Origin of the sequence: Shewanella sp. POL2 (genome assembly GCF_000282755.1) — a bacterium.
GTDB classification, from domain to species: Bacteria; Pseudomonadota; Gammaproteobacteria; order Enterobacterales; family Shewanellaceae; genus Shewanella; species Shewanella xiamenensis.
The window spans coordinates 13,032-34,465 of sequence record NZ_AKZL01000041.1; the positions used below are offsets into that span (position 1 = coordinate 13,032).

Annotated in this window: 18 protein-coding genes and 2 pseudogenes; 3 read left to right on the forward strand and 17 right to left on the reverse strand. The window is 46.5% G+C overall.

Features of this window, described 5'->3' with window-relative positions:
- Window positions 1–12: 12 nt before the first annotated feature.
- The 11 genes from SHEWPOL2_RS12435 to SHEWPOL2_RS12485 all read right to left on the reverse strand — a co-directional run bounded on the left by SHEWPOL2_RS12435 (window position 13) and on the right by SHEWPOL2_RS12485 (window position 10,615).
- Entirely contained in the window at window positions 13–750 is a 738-nt protein-coding gene (locus SHEWPOL2_RS12435; RefSeq protein ID WP_239642761.1) for a DUF2927 domain-containing protein, read from the reverse strand.
- Between the two features lie 136 nt (window positions 751–886).
- Window positions 887–2,155 carry an organoarsenical effux MFS transporter ArsJ gene (arsJ, locus tag SHEWPOL2_RS12440; protein WP_037428668.1) on the reverse strand — a complete coding sequence of 423 codons (1,269 nt, stop codon included), beginning with the start codon at window positions 2,153–2,155 and terminating at the stop codon, window positions 887–889.
- A gap of 9 nt (window positions 2,156–2,164) precedes the next feature.
- The gene (locus SHEWPOL2_RS12445) at window positions 2,165–3,178 is read right to left on the reverse strand and encodes an ArsJ-associated glyceraldehyde-3-phosphate dehydrogenase (RefSeq protein WP_037428672.1); all 1,014 of its coding nucleotides are present in this window, start codon (window positions 3,176–3,178) and stop codon (window positions 2,165–2,167) included.
- Window positions 3,179–3,367: 189 nt separating this feature from the next.
- Complete coding sequence (locus SHEWPOL2_RS12450; protein WP_037428674.1) at window positions 3,368–3,604, reverse strand: thioredoxin family protein; 237 nt, start codon at window positions 3,602–3,604, stop codon at window positions 3,368–3,370.
- A 9-nt stretch (window positions 3,605–3,613) separates the two neighbouring features.
- Window positions 3,614–4,609, reverse strand: coding sequence for a permease (locus SHEWPOL2_RS12455; protein WP_037428677.1), 996 nt, complete (start codon window positions 4,607–4,609; stop codon window positions 3,614–3,616).
- A 41-nt stretch (window positions 4,610–4,650) separates the two neighbouring features.
- Entirely contained in the window at window positions 4,651–5,670 is a 1,020-nt protein-coding gene (gene arsB, locus SHEWPOL2_RS12460; protein ID WP_037428679.1) for an ACR3 family arsenite efflux transporter, read from the reverse strand.
- A gap of 9 nt (window positions 5,671–5,679) precedes the next feature.
- Window positions 5,680–6,198, reverse strand: coding sequence for an arsenate reductase ArsC (locus SHEWPOL2_RS12465; protein WP_050991359.1), 519 nt, complete (start codon window positions 6,196–6,198; stop codon window positions 5,680–5,682).
- Between the two features lie 35 nt (window positions 6,199–6,233).
- A complete protein-coding gene (locus SHEWPOL2_RS12470) occupies window positions 6,234–6,578 on the reverse strand; it encodes a metalloregulator ArsR/SmtB family transcription factor (protein ID WP_037413988.1) in 345 nt (114 codons plus the stop codon).
- A 294-nt stretch (window positions 6,579–6,872) separates the two neighbouring features.
- Entirely contained in the window at window positions 6,873–7,217 is a 345-nt protein-coding gene (locus SHEWPOL2_RS12475) for a cytochrome c3 family protein (RefSeq protein ID WP_037413986.1), read from the reverse strand.
- Between the two features lie 66 nt (window positions 7,218–7,283).
- Window positions 7,284–8,951 (reverse strand): FAD-binding protein, encoded by a 1,668-nt coding sequence (locus SHEWPOL2_RS12480; protein WP_037428680.1) that lies wholly within the window; start codon window positions 8,949–8,951, stop codon window positions 7,284–7,286.
- Between the two features lie 401 nt (window positions 8,952–9,352).
- Window positions 9,353–10,615, reverse strand: coding sequence for an OprD family outer membrane porin (locus SHEWPOL2_RS12485; protein ID WP_229778012.1), 1,263 nt, complete (start codon window positions 10,613–10,615; stop codon window positions 9,353–9,355).
- 252 nt (window positions 10,616–10,867) lie between these two features.
- Here SHEWPOL2_RS12485 and SHEWPOL2_RS12490 point away from each other — a divergent pair, with 252 nt between their 5' ends.
- Window positions 10,868–11,593: a FadR/GntR family transcriptional regulator gene (locus SHEWPOL2_RS12490; RefSeq protein WP_037428682.1), complete on the forward strand. Its 726-nt coding sequence runs from the start codon at window positions 10,868–10,870 to the stop codon at window positions 11,591–11,593.
- A 751-nt stretch (window positions 11,594–12,344) separates the two neighbouring features.
- Here SHEWPOL2_RS12490 and SHEWPOL2_RS12495 read toward each other — a convergent pair.
- From SHEWPOL2_RS12495 to SHEWPOL2_RS12510, 4 genes and pseudogenes are all read right to left on the reverse strand, one after another.
- Window positions 12,345–12,671, reverse strand: a complete 327-nt coding sequence (locus SHEWPOL2_RS12495) for a putative quinol monooxygenase (protein ID WP_037428684.1) — start codon at window positions 12,669–12,671, stop codon at window positions 12,345–12,347.
- A gap of 43 nt (window positions 12,672–12,714) precedes the next feature.
- On the reverse strand, window positions 12,715–13,188 hold the full coding sequence (locus tag SHEWPOL2_RS12500) for a GNAT family N-acetyltransferase (protein ID WP_037428685.1): 474 nt from the start codon (window positions 13,186–13,188) through the stop codon (window positions 12,715–12,717).
- 127 nt (window positions 13,189–13,315) lie between these two features.
- Window positions 13,316–14,924: pseudogene (locus tag SHEWPOL2_RS12505) on the reverse strand (DHA2 family efflux MFS transporter permease subunit).
- Between the two features lie 13 nt (window positions 14,925–14,937).
- Window positions 14,938–15,993: an HlyD family secretion protein gene (locus tag SHEWPOL2_RS12510; protein WP_037413972.1), complete on the reverse strand. Its 1,056-nt coding sequence runs from the start codon at window positions 15,991–15,993 to the stop codon at window positions 14,938–14,940.
- Window positions 15,994–16,090: 97 nt separating this feature from the next.
- Here SHEWPOL2_RS12510 and SHEWPOL2_RS12515 point away from each other — a divergent pair, with 97 nt between their 5' ends.
- A complete protein-coding gene (locus SHEWPOL2_RS12515; RefSeq protein ID WP_086024034.1) occupies window positions 16,091–17,023 on the forward strand; it encodes a LysR family transcriptional regulator in 933 nt (310 codons plus the stop codon).
- Window positions 17,024–17,227: 204 nt separating this feature from the next.
- A pseudogene (mscL, locus tag SHEWPOL2_RS12520) lies at window positions 17,228–17,637 on the forward strand (large-conductance mechanosensitive channel protein MscL).
- A gap of 85 nt (window positions 17,638–17,722) precedes the next feature.
- Here the strand turns inward: mscL and SHEWPOL2_RS12525 are convergent.
- Window positions 17,723–18,046 (reverse strand): antibiotic biosynthesis monooxygenase, encoded by a 324-nt coding sequence (locus tag SHEWPOL2_RS12525; RefSeq protein ID WP_037413966.1) that lies wholly within the window; start codon window positions 18,044–18,046, stop codon window positions 17,723–17,725.
- A gap of 128 nt (window positions 18,047–18,174) precedes the next feature.
- Entirely contained in the window at window positions 18,175–21,393 is a 3,219-nt protein-coding gene (locus tag SHEWPOL2_RS12530; RefSeq protein ID WP_037428688.1) for an efflux RND transporter permease subunit, read from the reverse strand.
- Window positions 21,394–21,434 lie beyond the last annotated feature (41 nt).

Below are 21,434 nucleotides of genomic sequence, written 5' to 3' on the forward strand. Positions count from 1 at the left end.
AACACTCAAGCATCAATAACCTAATAGCGGGTACAACTCACCTTGGCGCACGGTTTTATCGGCATTGATTAAGGTGCCATCACGCTGCCATTGAGCGAGTTGCTCTTGAATGATGGGTTGCACTTCTTTTGCCGTCATCCCCGCGTTAATCTGGCGACTGTAGAGTAATTTCAGCAAAATATAATCGAGCCCAGTGAGTAAGTCCTGCGGGGTTTTATCGTTAAAGATGGACGGAAATACTTTTTCAGAATCATTGGGTAAACCAAGTACTTGAGTGATTTCTTCGACGATACAAGCCACTAACTTACCATGCATTTTTGCCTGATCCACGGGAATAATTACCCAGGCGCGCTCAATCTCATTCTGAGAGTTTAGGGCAAATTTGCCCATACAAACAGAGCCATGAATATTACTGGCTGCACTCGCGCCCATGAGGCTCATCACCTCATCGGCCCATTGGGATTGGCGGGTAAAGACTAAATGTAAATTAGCCTCTTCGAGCTTATCTACCTGCAAAATACTGTGACCCGTGATTTGCGCAAGATGACTTAGATGCATCTGCACCAATTGCGCATGCAGCACATTGTCGCCAACTTGGTGCTCAACAAAGACGCGCACGGGTTTATGCCATTTTCGTACTCGGTGCTTATCTTTATCGTATTCATTTTTAAGGGCTATCTCATCGAAAGCTTGGGTGATGTAGGCTGGATTTTTCCAATCTCGAATGGATGTTGAAGCGAGATTGGGCATGTCGGCCTCTTTGGGACTTAACGTTGGGGAAACCGATGCACAGAGTGGCGCAACAAAGGCTGCAAGTAGCGAAACAATACAGACTAAGCCAATCGAACTCTTCCCCTTGAAGTGCTTTCGCCAGATTAACATGTTGTTATTCCTTCGATTGTCGAGGCAACTTAATAGAAATCAAGGCCGTAGTCGCGATAAAGGCTGTCGACATCCATAAGCAGGCCACCAGCCCATGACTCTGATACACCCAGCCAGAAAGCACGGTTCCCACCAAACGCCCCATAGCGTTGGCCATATAATAAAATCCAACATCGAGGGATACCGCCTCCTCGCTGGCATAACTCACAATCAAATAACTGTGCAGCGACGAGTTCACCGCAAACAGAGCACCAAATAGCATTAAGCCCAGCAACAAACTGGCTTCAGGGTAAAAACTGAACTGTATCGCGCTGGCAATCAATGCTGGGATAAAGGCCAAGATACTGGCCCAAATTAACGCGCTGCGACCATCGGGTACAGCACCGACTGCTAAGCTTTGGTGTTGGTGATTGCCAGTGATCTTAGGCGCCAAGGTTTGTACTATACCGTAGCCGATAACCCACACAGCTAAAAAGCCGCCCACCGCCCAATGATCCCAGCCAAATTTACTCGCTAGATACACAGGCAGCGCCACCACAAACCACACATCCCTGGCGGCAAACAGGAATAATCGTGCCGCCGAGAGAATGTTCACACTACGACTCTTAGAGAAAATCTCCGTAAATTTAGGCTTATTCTTGGCTTTACCTAAATCCTTCTTCAGCATCACTAAGCTAAGTAGCCATACGAGTCCAAGCATGCTCGCCATAGTGGCGATCGCCAGCTCAAATCCAAGTAAGGCAAGCAAAACACCACCGAGGAAAAATCCCGCGCCCTTGAGGGTATTTTTAGAACCCGTTAACAAGGCAACCCACTTATAAAGCTTGCCCTGCTCGCCTTTTGGTACTAGCAGTTTGATCGCGCTTTTAGCACTCATCTTATTGAGATCTTTAGCAACTCCAGAAAGCGCCTGCGCCGCCATCACCCAAGGCACGCCCGCGAGCCACAGCGGTAAACTGGCGGCAGGTACCAATAACATTCCTAATGCCAACACCTGCATACCAAGACCTAGGTTCATGGTGCGATTTAACCCTAAACGCGCACCGAGATAGCCGCCCACCAGATTGGTTACGACGCCAAAAATCTCATAGAACAAGAACAACATCGCAATCGCGAATGGCGTATAACCGAGATCGTGAAAATGCAGCACCACCAACATCCGCAGCGCGCCGTCGGTTAAGGTAAAACTCCAATAATTGAAGGTGATCAGCAAATATTGCCGCACGGCGGCGGGCAATTGCATCAGTTGTTCAAATAGCTTGGCAGCAGGCACTATGCTCTCCTAAAGTGGCACATCAAGCTGACCGACTAAACGGGCGAGCTCTGCCGTACGGTTGGCATATCCCCATTCATTGTCGTACCACACGTAGAGTTTTAGCTGAGTACCATTCACCACCATGGTCGAGAGCGCATCGACAATGCTCGAACGCGGATCGGTTTTGTAATCCACCGACACCAGCGGCCGCTCCTCATAGCCTAAAATCCCCTTAAGCTCCCCCTCAGCGGCGGTTTGTAGCAGCGCATTCACTTCTTCTTCGGTCACGCTGCGTTCAAGCTCAAATACACAATCGGTTAGAGAGGCATTGGCGAGCGGCACCCGCACGGCGTGGCCATTTAGCTTGCCCTTAAGCTCAGGGAAAATATGGGTAATCGCCGTCGCGCTGCCAGTGGTGGTTGGGATTAAACTCAAACCACAGGCGCGGGCGCGACGTAAATCTTTATGTGGCGCATCGAGAATGGTTTGAGTGTTAGTAATATCGTGGATAGTCGTCATAGAACCGTGTTTGATGCCGATCTGCTCGTGGATCACTTTCACCACAGGCGCAAGACAATTAGTGGTGCAAGAGGCTGCAGTGACGATTGGGTGCATGGCTGGGTCATATAACTGATGGTTCACGCCCATCACCACATTTAACACGCCCTCTTCTTTTACGGGAGCAGTGACAACCACCCGCTTAACACCTTGATCTAAATAGGCTTGTAATAAGGCTTTGGTTTTCATCACCCCAGAGGCTTCAATCACTACATCGCATCCAGACCAATCGGTCTCGGCAATCGTTTTATTTCGTGTGGTGCGAATACTTTTATCTTGAATGTGGATCTGATCAATACTCGCCGTCACGGGATAACACCAGCGGCCATGGACAGAATCAAACTCAAGCAAATGGGCTAAGGTTGCCGCATCCCCCGCGGGATCGTTAATCTGCACAAACTCCACCTCATCCCAGTCCCATGCCGCGCGCAGGGCTAAACGCCCCATACGGCCGAAGCCATTAATGCCAATTTTGATTGCCATGCTGATATTCCAATATGCTGATTGTGAGTTTTATATTATTAATTTTTAATATGTTATGAATAAGACGGACTTTTTACTTAATCGATAACATCACCATTGCCAACCCTATTGGATGACAATGGCGCATCTTGTTAACAACGATTATTGCTAGGCCAAAGCAAGCCTTGATTGACTAAAATGGGTTCTAATTTACCCCCTTAGCCATCCTTCAATTTCATCTCGGGTCGGTACTGAGCCGCTGTGGATTAACTCACCATCGATCACAACCGCTGGGGTTTTCATTACGTTAAATTTCAATAGGGTTTGCGGATCGGCATCCTTTTTCACAATCACATCTATGCCCATTTCTTCAGATATATCTGCAATCATTTCAGCGGTTTTACTACATTTAGCGCAACCACTACCTAATACTTTGACTTGTTTCATGTTATTTCCTTAAAGATACGGTGCTGCAAAATTAAACATCCAACCTACTAACGTAAATGCCGTTAATAGCACAATCAACAGCAGCGCCAACAGGCGCCACTGCATAACTTGTTTGAGTAAAATAAATTCGGGGAAACTGGCTGCCACAGTGCTCATACAAAATGCTAGCGTAGTGCCAATTGGCAGACCGTTTGCTAGCAAGCTTTCCATGACAGGAATAATGCCTGTCGCATTCGAATAAAGGGGAATGCCGATTAATACAGCCGCGGGCACTGACCACCATTGACCTTGGCCTAAGTGGGTTTCAACCCAACCCTCAGGTACAAAACCGTGCAGGGCAGCGCCAAGACCTACGCCGATAATGACCCACTTCCAGACGCGGCCAAAAATATCAATCGCCTCAGCTTTGGCAAATTGGTGACGTTCAGAAAAAGAGAGGGCTCGCTGAGTCGTTGAAACAGCATTTGATGCTGTCATCTGACGCCCACGGACGAGGGCTTCGGCGGCGAAGGATTGCAACCAACGCTCAGCCTTCATCGCATCTAGCAATAATCCGCCGAGCATACCCACTGCCATCCCCACAACCACATAGAGCAAGGTAAATTTCCAACCGAGTAAACTCATGAGTAATAGGACAGCAACTTCATTGATCAAAGGTGAAGTGATCAAAAAGGCCATAGTAATCCCAAGGGGAATACCCGCCGAGGTAAAACCTAAAAACACTGGTATGCTAGAGCAAGAACAAAAAGGCGTGATGGCGCCAAAAATCGACCCCAGCAAATAACCCATGCCCTTATTCTTGCCCGCTAAATAATTGCGGACTCGCTCAACATCTAAGGACGCCCGCAGCAGGGCGATCACATAAATCATCACCACCAGCAATACGAAAATTTTACTGACATCTTCAACAAAAAAATGCACTGCGTCGCCCAAGGCCGACCCCGCATCGAGGCCAAACACGCCAAACACTAGCCAAGTCGCAAAATCAGTAAATATTTGGAACATATCGCTCCTTAAAACAATGCAGACCTACACCCTGCGATTTATTAAGATTGAAACCAGTGCCGAGTGCGATTCGCAAAATACACCAGCGACAACATCACAGGCACCTCAACTAATACCCCAACCACAGTCGCGAGAGCCGCTCCCGAGTGCAGACCAAATAATGAAATAGCCACAGCGACCGCCAGCTCAAAAAAGTTAGAAGAGCCAATCATGCTCGCTGGCGCCGCAATCGCATGGGTAAGTTTTAGTTTTAAGGCAAGCCAATAGGCCAAGATAAAAATGCCATAGCTTTGAATAATCAAAGGGATAGCTATGAGTAGAATATTCTGTGGTTGACTCACAATAGTCTTCGCTTGAAAACCAAATAACAGCACAACCGTCGCGAGTAGCCCAATCACAGACCAAGGTTTGAGTTTAGCCAGTAACTGCGGCACAGCACTCGTATCATGGCGAGTCTCAAGGCGTTTTCGAGTCGCAACACCCGCAATCAAAGGCAATAACACATAGAGGACAACCGAAAGTAACAGGGTTTCCCATGGCACTTGAATATCGCTCACACCGAGTAATAATGCCGAGAGTGGCGCAAATAAAAACACCATAATGATATCGTTAACAGAGACTTGCACTAGCGTATAGTTCGGGTCACCTTTCGTCAGTTGACTCCACACAAACACCATTGCAGTACAAGGCGCCACACCGAGTAATATCATTCCCGCGATATATTCACTGGCGGTTTGTGGATGAACCCAGTCGGCAAATAGCAACTTGAAAAATAACCAGCCTAACAATGCCATAGTAAAAGGTTTAACGAGCCAGTTGATGAAAAGCGTTAACATCAATCCCTTCGGCGCTTTGCCAACATCTTTCACCGCAGAAAAATCAATCTGCACCATCATGGGATAAATCATTACCCAGATAAACAGGGCGATGACTAAATTAACATGGGCATATTCAAGCGCGGCTACAGCAGCAAATACACCGGGGACAACATTCCCCAACACAACCCCAGCAATAATGCTCAGCCCGACCCAAACACTTAAATAACGCTCAAAAATTCCCATATAAACCTCTTAATCGACTAACGGGTGGGCAAGTACAATTTGCTGTAATGCTGCCGATAAAACCCTAGGCTCGGCCTTTAGATCAACACGCAGCAAAGCACCTATCCGTCCCTCTAACAATCTGATTATTTTAAAAAATAAGACATCTTGATCTTCAACGTTCAGCTGGCTTGGATCGGGTAATCCCCAGTGCAATTTCGGGGTATTTCCTAGCCATAAAGGGCAAGTTTCGCCCGCTGCACTATCACAAACGGTGATAACCAGATCCGGCGAGAAGTCAGCTAACGCCTCCCAACTTTTACTGTGAAGGCCTGCGGTTGAATACCCATGTTGCTGAAGATGTTTCAGGGTCATAGGATGGACCTTGCCCGATGGGGCGCTGCCAGCACTCATAAAAGTCAGTGGCAACCCCAATGCCAGTTGCCGAGCAATGGCCTCCGCTAAAATGCTCCGACAAGCATTATGTGTGCACAAAAAAAGCACGTTAAAATCGGGGGTTAGCTCCACATATTGTTCTATAGCCGCCATGACAAACTCCAATCCAGTACGTTTCAAAAGTTATATTAACAACACGCTTTTGCTCGCTCAGGCCGCCCACCCATTTGACAGAGATTACGCAGGTTCTCCTGCAAAAAGATGTCGTTATCATCACAGGTTTGGGCAAGTACCTGCTGGCACCAAGGCGCGATCTCAGTATTAATCCGATAAAACACCCATTGTCCTTGACGTCGATCGACTAACAGCCGGGCTTTTTTTAACTGAGCCAAGTGGCGCGAAACCTTGGGCTGACTTTCAGACAGCGCAGCCATCAGTTCACACACGCATAATTCCCCTTCCCGCTGGATCAGCAGCAGACATTTCAACCGAGTTTCATCGGCAAGCGCCTTAAAAAATGCGACAGGTTGCATGGTTTAGTCCAAAGGTAGATAAAATTACATATGGAATTTAATATATATGAAAAAACATATATGTATAGTTATTTTTGTAGAAACCACTCACTGGCTTAATAAAACAAACATAAAAATAAATACCTTAACCGTTGAAGATGATGATGTAGGTACGAAAATAACCCATTGGAAAGGCCATTAAAAAATGGTTACTCAGGCATAAAGTCGTGAAACCCGACCAAAAGAAATGCCAGTTAACATTAACTGGCATTTTCGATTTGCAATACTTTATATCAAGTTAATGCTGATAAGGTTCTAGGGAGTAACCAAATCAAACCTTGGGTGACAACTTACACATAAATTTTCTGACTTTTGGTGTACGTGGTGACACTTAGCACAATCCGTCTCGGTAGCAAAGTGACGGTTGTTATGGGGGTTAGTCGGTTTCAGGTTTTCAGTTTTTAGCGCCAGCTTTTCAGTGTTATGGCATTGCACACACTTAAGCATAGGCACAGCTTGACGCTCTCCTGTTCCATGGCAACTGTTACATTTAATCCCTTTTGCAGCATGGGTTTGATCGAGTAGAACATTGTCTTTTGCTATCGCACTTGCTGCGAAAATGCCCAAGACAAGAGCCAAAATAATTGTGAGATTTTTCATTTTTAAATTCCATCATTCATGTCACTGGATGCCAACTAAAAGCAGCCGCTATTGATAATTTGGCGTTTAAAGTTTCGCGACGTATTTGCCCGCTAAGTAGCCAAAGGTGTAGCAACGTCCCAGAGACAGACCGAATACTGTTAATGGGTAATCAACACCACCATAGAAGCCCGCACCCAAGTTGCCGACAATAAACAGGCCAGGAATTTCTTTACCATCCGCATCCAGTACTTGATGATTTTCGTTCACCAGAATTCCTGAACATAAGGTTGAAATTCTCATACGACGATGAATGCCGTAAAACGGCGGTTTAAGCACTGGAACCATTTTGCTGGCTGGTTTACCAAAATCTTCGTCTTTACCTTTTTTGCACAATTCGTTGTAACGATTCACGCTTGCAACAAAGGTTTTGGGATCACATTCTAGCTTCACAGCTAATTCTTCTAAGGTGTTGGCGGCGTAGGTATTGGTCAAAGAAGGGAATACACCTTTTTTCTCGCCGGGCACTTCAGGCATATAAACCTTAAGCTCCTCTGGAGAATAAAGATGACCAGGCCAATCCTTCGCTTGTGTCATGTAATCCGAATCAAATACCTGGGAGTAATGTCCCGCGTTATACTCATCTTTCAGGTAGTTATTCATTAATGACATTTCAACTGTTTCATTAACGAAGCGTTCGCCTTTACGGTTAACGGCTAAGAAAGGCATATCGCACATTGAAGCAGGACCCGCGTCGAAGTCATGCAACATTTTGGTATGACCAACAGGTTCAATAACCCCACCGGCCCAATACGCCATGGCAAAACCATCACCGGTACGGTCCATTTGTTTGCGTTCAAAGTTTTTCAAATCTGGAATAAAGAAATCACACATGGCCTTGTTATTTTGGTAATCACCAGAAGACAGGATGACCCCTTTCTTCGCCATGTATTTGTGGTACTTACCATCACGAGTTTGAGCAATAACACCGATCACTTTGCCTGATTCGTCTTGGATCAGTTGTTGTGCAGGAGTGTTAAAGAAGAATTTTACACCTGCCTTTTCCGCTGTTTTTGCCAGTGCACGAATACCATCACCGGTTGTGTAGGGTTTAGGGCCACAGAATGAGGTCACAAAATTTAAACGATCAGATTGGTCCGCAATACCTCGAATACCATGTTGTACCTTGGTACCCTGATCGACCACTTGGCCACCACTTTGTTTCATTCGATCAATCACCCAAGTGACAGCTTCACCGGAGTTGTAAGCCCATTGTCTTAATAAACCAGGATGCGAGCGGTGAGCATTATCAGCCATCAAACGGCTTACTAACGCCTCAATAGCTGCTTTATCACTATTTTTAAGATCGATGCCAGAACCAGTGTTTCCCTGTGAAACAGGAATGGCTTGTTTTTGTAAACAGGCAACTGTGGCGCCGTTTTCTCTGGCAGATAATGCCGCAGGAACACCGGAAGCTCCGGCACCGACAACAACAACGTCAAAGGTTTGAGTCGTTGCGATATCTTTATCTGCAATCGGTTTAGGTTTAGGTAAAAAACTTAAGGTTGCACCGCCAATCTCGGCACATTCGGCACCCACTTGCAGTGGTGCAGCACTGGCAGACCCCATTCCTAAAGAGGCAAAAGCTAAACCACCACTGCCCATTGCCGCTCGAGTCAGAAAACTTCTTCGAGAGATCCCGTTTTGAAGCACACTCGCTGTGTATTGATCAATTTCTTTCGATTTATTACTCATTTGATACTCCTTTGCCCTCATTGCGAGTGGTATTGCACTCACAATGGTGCTGGGTCTATTCGTGCCCAGATTTTTTACGTGTATTTAGAAGCTAAAACCGCTGCGTTGACTTAAGAACACCCAATCAATCGACAATTAAATGTATGACATATGACAATACATAAAAAGAGGTATTAGCAACATCTTTGCAGTACTTCACAAAATATTAAATTTATGGAAAAACTAACCTTATTTAATAAGCAACTTCAGACTATTTTCAAACTCACCATTTAATAGATAAATACTCTAATTTCAATTATCTAATTAAAAAGTAATTTAAAATTTATTTCACAAGAAAAAATAGGTATACCCCAAAAAAAATGGTATACCCTTAAAAAGTTGCAGGGGAGCAGTTTTCAGTACTAATGACCTAAAGTAAATTTATAGTTAATATAGAACCGAACATCATTGAAATTCTCACCTTGATCAAAATCAATAGTGGCATAACGAGCTTTTAACCCTAAACCGGAAAGTGCTCCAGAGAATTTATAACTAATTGAATAGTTGATTTCGCTAAAATCACTACCAGCATTTTCTGGCACATCATATTGACCATAATATGCATAGGCCTCTAATCCATTAAGGCCGAGTTTCTCAAAATCATAGGCTAGTTTTAATGCATTGACTTCTTCATCAGCACGCGCAGATTGATATACCTGTTGAATAACCACTTTTTCATCTCCCCATGGAGTGAGCACAGTGTCATCACCAGTTTTAGCATATAGATAAGTGACATCAGCACCAGCAAACTTGGCACCGAGATGGAAACCATATTGATATGTGTCTAGTGGGCCGCCAGTTTCATCACCCGTTGCTTTCTGAGTTAAGTAAGATGGAGTAAGATAAAAATTAACCGCACTGATGTCAGTGGAGAATTTTACTTTTGCATAGGTTTGATTAAAAACATCTTCCATGCGGTAATGCCAAAGATTAACCTCGGTTTTGACCGCTTCGAAAGGTAACTGATATTTAGCACCCAGAGCATAAACAGGGTTATCTGCCACCTCAGTAATCACACCCGCTCTCGCTAGCTCACTTTGTACAGCTTCTTTAACCGATATGAAGCTGTTATCAGACCATCCCATTGAGTCCGTAATATACAATGCGGAAAGAGTGAGATTATTTACGCTATTATTTTCAACAGAAAAACCACGAAAGGTTCTTGGAATGGCTCTAATATCGTGAGGATTCATCATCGGAGTTCTTAATTCTTGAGCTCCAAGTTTAAATTTAGTATTCCACCAATCACCTTGAATAAAATATTCTTGCAATCGATTGACACTATCATGGTCGCCATTTTTATCTCGAGCCACTAAACCATAAACACTATCAGAATCATTAGTCCAAATTGGATTAGCAGAGGCAAAGCTAGTACCAAAACTAATACCGTTAACTTTAGCGGTATTATAATAAAACAGCCCACCTAATGACGTATCATGTTTTTTATTCGTTGCGCCATCATAATCACGCGTAAAATCAAATAACCGCAATTCACCTTTAACCGTTCCATCGCTAAACATTTTATCAATCGTTGTATCTGCGAACGCAGATACAGAAAGTGCCGACAGCACAAAAAAAGATAGGCTTTTCATTTTCATCATCATCTTCCTGTTATTAGTTGACATGTTTGCCATGCCTATACTGGTTAAGAAACAGACTCCAAACCACTTTGGAGAAATGTATGACGTATAACCTTAATTAACAATGAAGACTGAACAAATATGAGAAACTAGTTGCGAAATTTATAGAGATGTTACTTCGATCAACAAAAATGAATGTTTTTTAATCACTAATATAGGAAAAGCGAGAGTACATTTTCTGCCTCAAAAGTACTTTTATGTTAAGATGGCAGAACTAAGCATATTGAGGGCAAACTAGTGCATAACTTCAAGCCAATTAAGCAGATAAAAGCATCTAGTGAAGTTGGACAACAGCTAAAAAATGCTATTTTAGGTGGCGATTATAAAGCTGGTGATAAACTACCATCCGAACGCGAGCTCATAGAATTATTCCAAGTGAGTCGAACCGTTGTCAGGGAAGCCATTAAGAGCCTTGAAGCGAGCGGCTTGGTAGAAATTCGCCAAGGTGCAATGGGTGGTGCATTTGTTAAACATCTGACATTTGAGCGTTTAAGTGATGCCTGCCATGACATGTTTATGATGGGAAAGTTATCACTCCCCGAATTATGCCAAGCGCGCATTTTGATTGAGCCTCAAGTCACCAGAATGGCAGCTAAAAATTGCACACCAGCACAAGCAATTGCGCTGCATGAAGCATTGCGACATGAAAATGACTCGTACGCTTATCCCGAGACTGTCGCTTTACGCTCTGAAGTGCATTATTTATTAGCAGAAATGTCAGGCAACCGTTTCTTAGAGGCAATTGTAAAATCACTATTGATTTTACTTAAAAATCAAACAATAAAGTTTGAGCCACCAACGGATGAAATCCATCCCTTGGGCTTACACGATATTATCGTTCAAGCCGTTATCGAAAAAGATGAAGCCAAAGCCGAAGCCGCCATGTTGGCACATTTAGAAGACTTTAATCGTCGTTTGAAAGAAATCGAATTGAGATACATCAAGCGGCAAAATAACGCTTAGTCTGCCCACGATAAATTTTGGCATTACAGTTTGATAAGCCGACTTACTGTAATGCCAAATTCTTTCATTACAACTCTTGACGACTGATTGAATCAACTCAATATCAGTATTATCTAATATGTTAAGCTCAGTTCTCTGCAGCATACTCTTAAACATCAAACATGCAAAAAATTAAATAATTGATTTAAAAAACAAAGCTAATTGATGCGTCAGATTTTGCCATTCCCTTTGAGCGATTAACCGCCGCATAATACCTTTAAATAAAAACACCCGATGGGTTCATCAGGTGTTTTAGGAGTCAATCAGTAGCTGCTGATGGCAAACCAGACTGTCACACAAATGTGTGCAGATTTAGCTGAATTGAGAATGCTTATAACCCAAAGCTTCAGGATGTTATTTTTTGCAACGTCCAATATTGGAGCCAATAGATGCAACTTTGTCACACTCCTTGGCAGCTTTCTTTTCAGCAGTATTTGTAACTTTCGAGTTAGAGTTAGTATCAGCATTTGTCGATGCACAACCGCTCAAACCGAGAAATACGAGGGGAATAAGGCTCAGTGTCCATGTTTTTAGCATTGTATACATCCGTGAGTTAATTGGTTTTTAACATTTTGTTGCGGCATTGAATAGCGAAGACAGTAAGCTAACCAATAAAATCTCCTGATACAATGCTATAAACTGCAAAGACAATGTAAATTAATACATTCTACTGACGACATAAGGTTTATTAAGCGATAACACGGTAAAACACTTAGACGATGACCTGATGATAGGTTTCGACTTGGAACGACTCAACCAACTCAGGCATCACTTGGTGGAAATAATGTTGAATAGCCTCTTTAGCGCAGTGCTCATCGAACGCGGCGATATCGACAAACTTTTCCACAAAAGTCACGCGGCGCGGTTCATCACGGCTGACATTCAGCTCATAACGGATGCAGCCCGCTTCGCGGCGCGTATCGGGGATCAGCGAAGCAAGCGCCACAATCAAGGCCTCGGTTTTACCCTCTTTCGCTAAAAAGCTCGCGACGCAAACGAGTTGTTGTTGATTAATTTTATAGTCCGTAACTGTAGTCATTTGATTTCCTTAATAAGAGTAAATTCAGCTAGTTAAAACCAGATCACTGAGGCTGGTAGCGCATATCAATATGGGGAATACCATCTTCCAAATACATTTCAGAGCACGCGCTAAACCCGAGTTTCTGATAGAAGCTTTTCAGATAATCCTGAGCACCAATTTGGATACCTGCAGCAGGCCAAGTGCTGAGTGCAGCATCGATCGCCCTTTGCATCAAAGGCGTTGCCAACCCTTTACCTCGTCCAGCAGGAGACACGACGACTCGGCCAATACTGGCCTCGGGATAACTCAGCCCAGGAGGTAAGATGCGGGCATAGGTGAGCAGCTCGCCAGCGGGCGATAGGCCGAATAAATGAAGGGTTTCAGGATGCCTATCCTTATCGTCAAGTTCTGGATAAGCACAGGCTTGCTCAACCACAAACACATCGACTCTCAATTTGAGAATCTCATACAAAGTGTTAGCAGTTAATTGATTAAATTTAAGATTTTGCCACTCGACTGAATCTGGTATCGACATAAAAAAGCTCTGCGTACAACCGGAAAAGAGCTCGAGTCTATCACAGGTCTACACATAAAAAAGCGCCTTAATCCTAGGGGAATTAAGGCGCAGGGGTTACGCATTGCGAAAACGAAATAAGTCAGTCTTATTCGACAACTGCATCGTGGGCGACTGGCCCTTGTGGTTTACGGATAAGCAGCACAGCCACCACGGCAATTAATAACAGGGCGCCCATAATAAAAAACACATCGTTATAGGCTTGAATATAGGCCTGCTGACTCATGGTTTGCCCTAACAATGCCTTGGCCTGCATGGAGGCGGTATAGGGATCCGAGCCGCCCTGTTGCAACATGTTGGCGCTCTGATTCAAATAATCCTGCGCCTGTGTGCTGACCGCTGGCAGAGACTCCTTCACATGGGCCAAATGACTACGGGCCAAGTTATCGGTTAAGGTCGCCACCAGCGCGATACCAAAGGCGCCGCCTAAGTTACGCATCACGTTCAGCACGGTCGAAGCCGAAGGATTCTCATGGGGCTTTAAAATGGGCCGTCGCCAACATGCCAATGGGCACTAAGATAAAGGGCTGGCCTAAGGCGCGCACCACCTGGGAGGCGATCATCTGCGGCCCGGCGTAATCGGCGGTCATTTGGCTATTCATGTAATAACTGAGGGCAAACATAAAAAAGCCGAAGGCGGCTAAATAACGCCCGTCGAAACGTTGCATTAACCGCGGCACTAATGGCAATACCAAGAGCTGCGGGAAACCCATCCACATAATGACTTCGCCGATTTCCAGCGGTGTGTAATCATGCACTTGGGACAAATAAAGTGGGATCAAATAGATAGCACCAAAGAGTGCCATCCCCAGCAAAAAGTAAGCTATGGTCGAAAGCACAAAATCGCGTTTACCGAGCAGGCGTAAATTCACTAAAGGATCTTTACGTTTAAGCTGGATCCACACAAACAACACCAAATTCACCGCGGCAATTATGGCGAGATTGCGGATCAAATCCGAGCCAAACCAATCCTTGCGGTTGCCTTCCTCAAGCACTACTTCGAGGCAGCCCATGCCTAGCGCCATAGTGACAATGCCCGCTAAGTCGGCATTTTTCAGTCTGTCCCAAACAACAGGGCGTTTTTCGAGGCCATAGGCCAACATCGCCATCACCAGCAATCCGGGCGGTACGTTGATATAAAACAGGTAATGCCAGCTAAAATGCTCAGTTAACCAACCACCTAAGGTTGGGCCAATCGATGGCGCAAACGTCGCCGTCACCCCGAATAACGCCATCCCCACGGCACGTTTATTCTCGGGTAAAAATTCTAAGATCAGCCGAAACGCCAGCGGGATCAGCGCGCCACCAAAGAAGCCCTGCAACGCCCGAAAGGCGATCATGGCTTCGAGGTTCCACGAAATCGAACACAGGATAGAAGCAAAGATAAAGGCAGCTGTGGTCCACAACAGATAACGCCTGACCGAAAGCCCAGTGCTTAGCCAGCCCGAGAGCGGGATCGCAATCATCTCGGCAACCAGATAAGCCGTTGAAATCCAACTGCCTTCCTCCAGCGTTGCGCCGAGGCTGCCTTGGATTTCCTTCATCGAGGCATTGGTGATTTGAATATCGAGGATCGCCATAAAGGCGCCAATCAAACCACCAAAAACGGCAATCCACGAACGGCGACTACCACGCTCATATTCGCTCGGCGTAGCCCCCGCGGCGATAGCCTCAGGTGCAGCAGCAATTGTGCTCATGTTAACGACCTACTTAGCGACCGACGTTTGCAACGATAGCTGTCGTCGGATGCGACGCAGTATCGACCTTCACCACCGCACTTAACCCAGGGACGACACGCGCCTCTTCTTCTGAGAGCTCTAAACGGATCCGCACCGGAATACGCTGCACGATTTTGGTGAAGTTACCCGTGGCATTTTCGGCGGGCAGCAGACTAAATTTGGCTCCGGACGCCGGCGACAGACTATCGATAACACCTGTAAAGGTTTTGTCGGGAAACGCATCGAGACTGACCTGCACCGACTGCCCGGGTTGCATATGTTGGATTTGGGTTTCTTTAAAGTTCGCCGAGATCCACACAGCCCCATCCGGAACCAAACTAAAGAGTGCTTGGCCGGGCTGCACATACTGCCCCACCATAGCGCCGCGTTTACCAATCACCCCAGAGAAGGGCGCGGTCACACGGGTATCATTGAGCTGAATGTTAGCTAGCTCCAATGCCGCATTCGACTGCTCAACCACAGAGCTGGCTTGATTAAGCTGAGCATTAAACACAGCAAGCTCACGTTCTTTAGCCACTAACAGCGCCTTGGCTTCATCGAGGCGCGCAGCAGCAGAATCAAAACCCGCCTGTAATTGGTCGACATCGTCCTGTGAGCTGTAATTGCTGACTTTTAACTTTTTCGCTCGGCTTAATTGTTGCTCGGCACGAATTTTATCAGCCTGCGCCGCCACCACACCCGCACTCGCTTGGCTGATCAGCGCATGTTGCAGATCCACCTTAGCGGCTAAGGTTTGTAGATCGGCTTTGGCACTGGCAAGTGCAGCCTCAGCTTGGCTGACTTTGGCGCTAAACTGGTTATCTTCAAGTTGCGCCAATAACTCGCCCTTACGCACATGCTGGTTATCGGTCACATCGGATAACACCACATAACCTGGCACTTTTACGCTCACATGGGAGATATCGGCCTCAACATAAGCATTATCGGTGGTTTCGATAAAACGTACTTGCGTCCACCAGTAATAGCCGCCACCCGCAGCGGCGGCGAGTAATAGTGGAACGGCGATAATGAGCTTACTTTTGGACATGAATGACTCCTTGATTAGTGAGTACTAGTGTACTACTGTCTCATCAAGTTTATTAGGTAGTTAAAAATCAACCCACTGTTTCACAGGTGTAACAATCATGGATCTCAATCGGGTGCAAATATTTGCTCAAGTGGTAGAGCAAGGTAGTTTTACCGGGGCAGCTAAAGCCCTCGGACTCACTAAGGCAACAGTCAGTCGCAAAATTGCCGAACTAGAAGCCGATACGGGTACTCAGCTATTATTCCGAACGACTCGCGCACTCAAACTCACAGAAGCGGGTTCAGGTTATTACAATCGAATCAATAAGATCTTAAGTGATCTTCAAAGCGCCGAAAATCAGCTCAGTGCCCACCAGCAATTAATCAAAGGTAACCTAAGAATCGTATGCCCTATTGAATTAGGTCAACTGTTTCTTGGGCCGATCTTCGCCCAGTTTTTAACCCTTTATCCCGATATCACCATAGAAGCCGAGCTCACTAACCGTAAAGTGGATGTGATAGAAGAAGGTGTGGATCTGCTATTCCAAATCGCTGACTCGAGTGATACCCGCCTACAAAGTTATTCCTTAGTTAACGCCTATAAATCCTTAATGGCCAGCCCTAAATATTTGGCCGAACATGGCACGCCAAAAGTGCCACAGGATTTGGCTAAACATAAAGCGATTCGTTTACAGTCGGCCCATATTGAAGGGGCATGGAAGCTATTTGATGGTAAAACTTGGGTAGTCATTGAGCCCGTCACGCAATTAACAGTGAATAATGTCACCATTGCCCGCGAAGCCGCCATTGCAGGGCTTGGCATTACGGCCGTGCCGTCGATTATTGCCCAAGAGGCGATAGAGAAAGGCTATTTAGTGCGACTCCTTGACGATTATCCTATGGTGCAAACCAAGGTGGTACTCAGCTATCCCAAGCGAGCCTATCTGCCGCGCAAATACCGCGTTTTTATCGAGTTTATCTACGCCTCTTTGTTTAAACGCTGGGGATCACAAGTATTAGAAGTGCCAGAATTTATCGGTCAGCAAAAATAGACCCATTCACACCAAAATTAACAACTGTAACCTTGAGAGTGTGAAATCTGCCAGTGCAGGATAAATCCTTAATCTCAGAATTGCCTTAATCCTTAAGCCCCTATAAGCTTGGCAAGGTAACAGGCAGCAAAAGACCCTAAGGTTTTCCTGATACAGTTAATACAATAAAATTTAACATTTAATCATATTTTCGGAGGAAACCTAATGAGCTTACTTAAAGAGTTCAAGGCTTTTGCATCCCGTGGCAATGTAATCGATATGGCGGTGGGTATTATCATCGGTGCCGCTTTTGGCAAGATAGTCTCATCCTTTGTGGCCGATATCATTATGCCGCCGATTGGGATCATTTTAGGGGGGTGAATTTTAGTGATCTGAGCGTTGTGCTCCTCGCTGCCCAAGGTGATGCGCCTGCGGTTGTCATCGCTTACGGTAAATTTATCCAAACCGTTATCGACTTTACCATTATCGCCTTCGCGATTTTTATGGGCTTAAAAGCCATTAACAGCTTAAAACGTAAACAAGAAGAAGCGCCTTCCGCTCCGCCCGCACCAACCAAAGATCAAGAACTACTGTCTGAGATCCGCGATCTGCTTAAAGCTCAACAGGAAAAATAAGCCTTAAAAGTCACTTAGGCAGAGTATTGAACATAAAAAACCCATCGATTTCGATGGGTTTTGTTTTTAACCTGTCAGGTCTCGATTACTCTGCGGCTTCGTGCACGGTTTCGCTATAATCTTGCACCACTTCGGCGACACGGATGCGATAAGCGTTAAACAAACAAGGAACTATGCCAGTCTGCTCAGCAATGCTGTGGGCCATTTGATTGCGCCATTGGGTAATAGAGGCCATATCATCCCAAAACGATAAGCTCAGCACCTTGCCATCGTCGGTTAAGCTCTGAAAACGTTCAATCGAAATTAATCCCTTGCGGCCTTCTAAATACTGGCGCATTTCAGCGGCCACATGCAGATACTCTTCCTTTCCTTCTTTCGTGGGAACGACTTCAAAAATGACTGCGATCATACTCTCTCCAGAGATACTTATCCTTAATACCAGCGCTAAGCCTAGCCTATATCACACACTATAGCTCGCTGATTTTTAAACTTTAACATTGAGACTTACCACAAAATCATGCCAAGACTCAGCCCCAACTAATCAGGCAATTTATCGTGTCGATATAACCAGCGGTATAAGGTAGGTAATACCAATAACGTCAACGCCGTTGAGCTAAACAAACCGCCAATGATCACCACCGCTAGCGGCTTTTGGATTTCACTACCAACGCCCGATGACACTAAGATCGGAATTAACCCTAAGGCCGAGGTTAATGCCGTCATCAATACTGGTCGTAAGCGGCCCACAGTGCCTTCATAAACCGATTCATAGAGCGACTCGCCGCTCTGCCTGCGTTGGTTTATCGAATCCACTAATACCACTCCGTTGAGCACCGCCACCCCAAACAGCGTGATAAAGCCAATGGAGCTTGGCACCGACAGATAAGTGCCGCTGACAAACAGCGCCACGATACCGCCAATTAATGCCAGAGGAACGTTCGCCATGATCAACAAAACCTGCTTCACCGCGCCAAAGGAGAAGTACAACAGCAAGGCAATCAAGGCGATAGAGACTGGCACCACCAACATCAGCTTTTGCTGTGCTCTTTGCTGGTTCTCATACTGACCGCCGACAATCACAGTATATCCAGCAGGTAGATCGGCCTTTGGCACCAGCGCGTAAATATCATTTACCACAGAGCCCATGTCTCGCCCCGCCACATTCGCTTGCACCACCACGCGGCGCTGCACATCATCACGGCGAATATTCGGCGGCGCCATTTCCACTGCAACGCTGGCCACTTCGCCTAAGCGCACAATTGCGCCATTGCTGCCACTCAAGAGCAAATCCTTAATCACATCCGGACTGCTGCGAAACTCGGCGGCAAGGCGTAAATTAATGTCGTATCTGGCGTTACCATCGATCACTTGTCCGGCACTGGCGCCACCAATACCTTGGCTGACGAGTGTCATCACCTGATCAACACTGATGCCATAACGGGCAAGCTGCGAACGGTCAGGCCGCACTACCAGCTGCGCCTCCCCACTCACCTGTTCGAGGGACACATCCACAGCACCAGGGATTTTCGCCACCAGATCGGTCAGCACTTGGCCCTTTTCAGATAAGACTTCTAAATCGGGGCCAAAGAGTTTAATCGCTAACTGAGCCTTAACCCCCGAAAGCAGCTCATCGACCCGCGTCGCAATCGGTTGTGAGAAGGTGAGTAGCAGCCCAGGGAAGACACTGAGCTTTTCCTCCATCAGCCGTTGCAACTCCAAACGCGAACTGGCCGATTGCCATTCTTCGATGGGTTTTAGGCCGATATAGACTTCAATATTGCTGACAGGCTCAGGATCGCCGCCTAATTCGGGCGCACCGATTCGGCTTAAGGCATATTCCACCTCGGGGAATTCCAGCAGCAAAGCCTCAAGCTTAGGTGCTACATCCAAAGATGTGCCAAGGCTGGCGGTGGGTGCTAACGTGACCCTCAGGTTAATCGTGCCTTCCTCTAACTCGGGCACAAACTCGGTGCCGAGTCTGGGCAGCAATGCCATGCTCATGACAAACATCAGCGCCGCACTGAGTACCACCATTTTAGGACGCGCTAGCGTTGCACTGAGCAGTTTGCGATATGCGCTATCCAGCGGCCTTAAGATCACACTTTCTTTGAGCACAACTCCACGTTTAAACAGATATACCGCTAAAGCTGGCACCGCGATTAATGCCACCAGCAAGGCGGAAATCATCGCCAAAATAATGCTGACGGCCATAGGTTGGAACAGCTTGCCCTCAACTCCTTCCAGCGCAAATAGCGGCGCAAACACCACAATGATGATGGCGGTCGCGAAGAATATAGGACTGCACACTTCTTTAGCCGCCAGCATAATGCGCACGGCCATATTCCCCTGATGTTCGTCATCATCAGCGTTAACACCACCATCCTCATCACCATGGTACGGGTCAGTTTCACCATCGGCACGCGCCCTTGCCTCAGCTAAATGGCGGCGATCCGGTTGGGTTAAATGTTTGAAAATATTCTCAACCATCACCACTGAGCCATCGACCAACATACCAATGGCTACCGCCAAACCACCAAGGGACATCAAGTTGGCTGAAAGGCCATAGTAAGACATCACCATCAGCGCCAAACCAATGGATACAGGGATAGACAGCAACACCAACAGGGTGGCGCGGATATTAACAAGGAACAGCGCCAAGATAACCACAATAAACACAAAAGCCATCAGCAGCGCATCGCGCACTGTGGTAACAGCTTTATCGACTAAGTCTGCTTGGTCGTAAAACACCTCAAAGGACACGCCCTTGGGCAACGCCTGCTCAATCAGACTAATCCGCGCATCGATATCATCAATCGTCGCCTTAGTGTTAGCGCCCATGCGCTTAAGCACTACGCCCGCCACCACTTCGCCCAAGGCTTGCGCCTGCCCCGCCTCATCACGGCGCGTCATAGTCACTGCGCCTACGCGGATCTCACTGCCAAAATCGACCTTAGCAATGTCGCCCACTCGCACAGGCGTGCCACGTACTTCAGTGAGTGGAATTTGAGCAATTGAGGCAAGCCCTGCCTCTCCGGCAGGCAACATACCATAGCCTCGAACCACTAATTGCTCTTGGCCTTGGTCCATAAACCAGCCACCAGCGTTACGGTTATTGCTTTCGAGCGCCTCACTCACTTGCGCCATCGACAAGCCATAAGCACGCAACTTATTAGGGTCGACCTGCACTTGATATTGACGAACTTCGCCGCCAAAAGATAACACATCGGTCACGCCGCCAACGGGCATCAAGATAAGTTTGACGAGGTAGTCGTTAAGACTACGCAGCTCGGCGGCATTGATGCCTGCACTTGGATCTGCCCGCAAAATATATTGATAAATCTGCCCCAATCCAGAGGTGTTAGGGCCAATTTCTGGCACACCCACCCCGCTTGGGATCATCTCCCGCGCCGCCTGTAACTGCTCAAACACTTGCTGTCGGGCAAAGTAAATATCCGTGCCCTCAGCAAAGACGACCGTCACAATGGACAAGCCTGTGCGCGATAACGAACGCACTTCAGTCACCGCTGGCAAAGCATACATGGCCGATTCGACCGGATAACTGATGAGTTTCTCTACCTCTTCGGCGGCCAAGCCCTCAGCCTCGGTATTGATGGTCACCTGTACGTTGGTGACATCGGGAAAGGCATCGAGATTCAACTTGGGCAACATGGCCACACTGGCAGCGACCGCCGCCAGCAGCGCCAACACCACTAATAGCCGATTTTTAATCGCGGCTTCGATTGCTTTTTGCAACATAAGAATTCCTTAAGCGAGAATCATAGGCACAGTGATAGGCA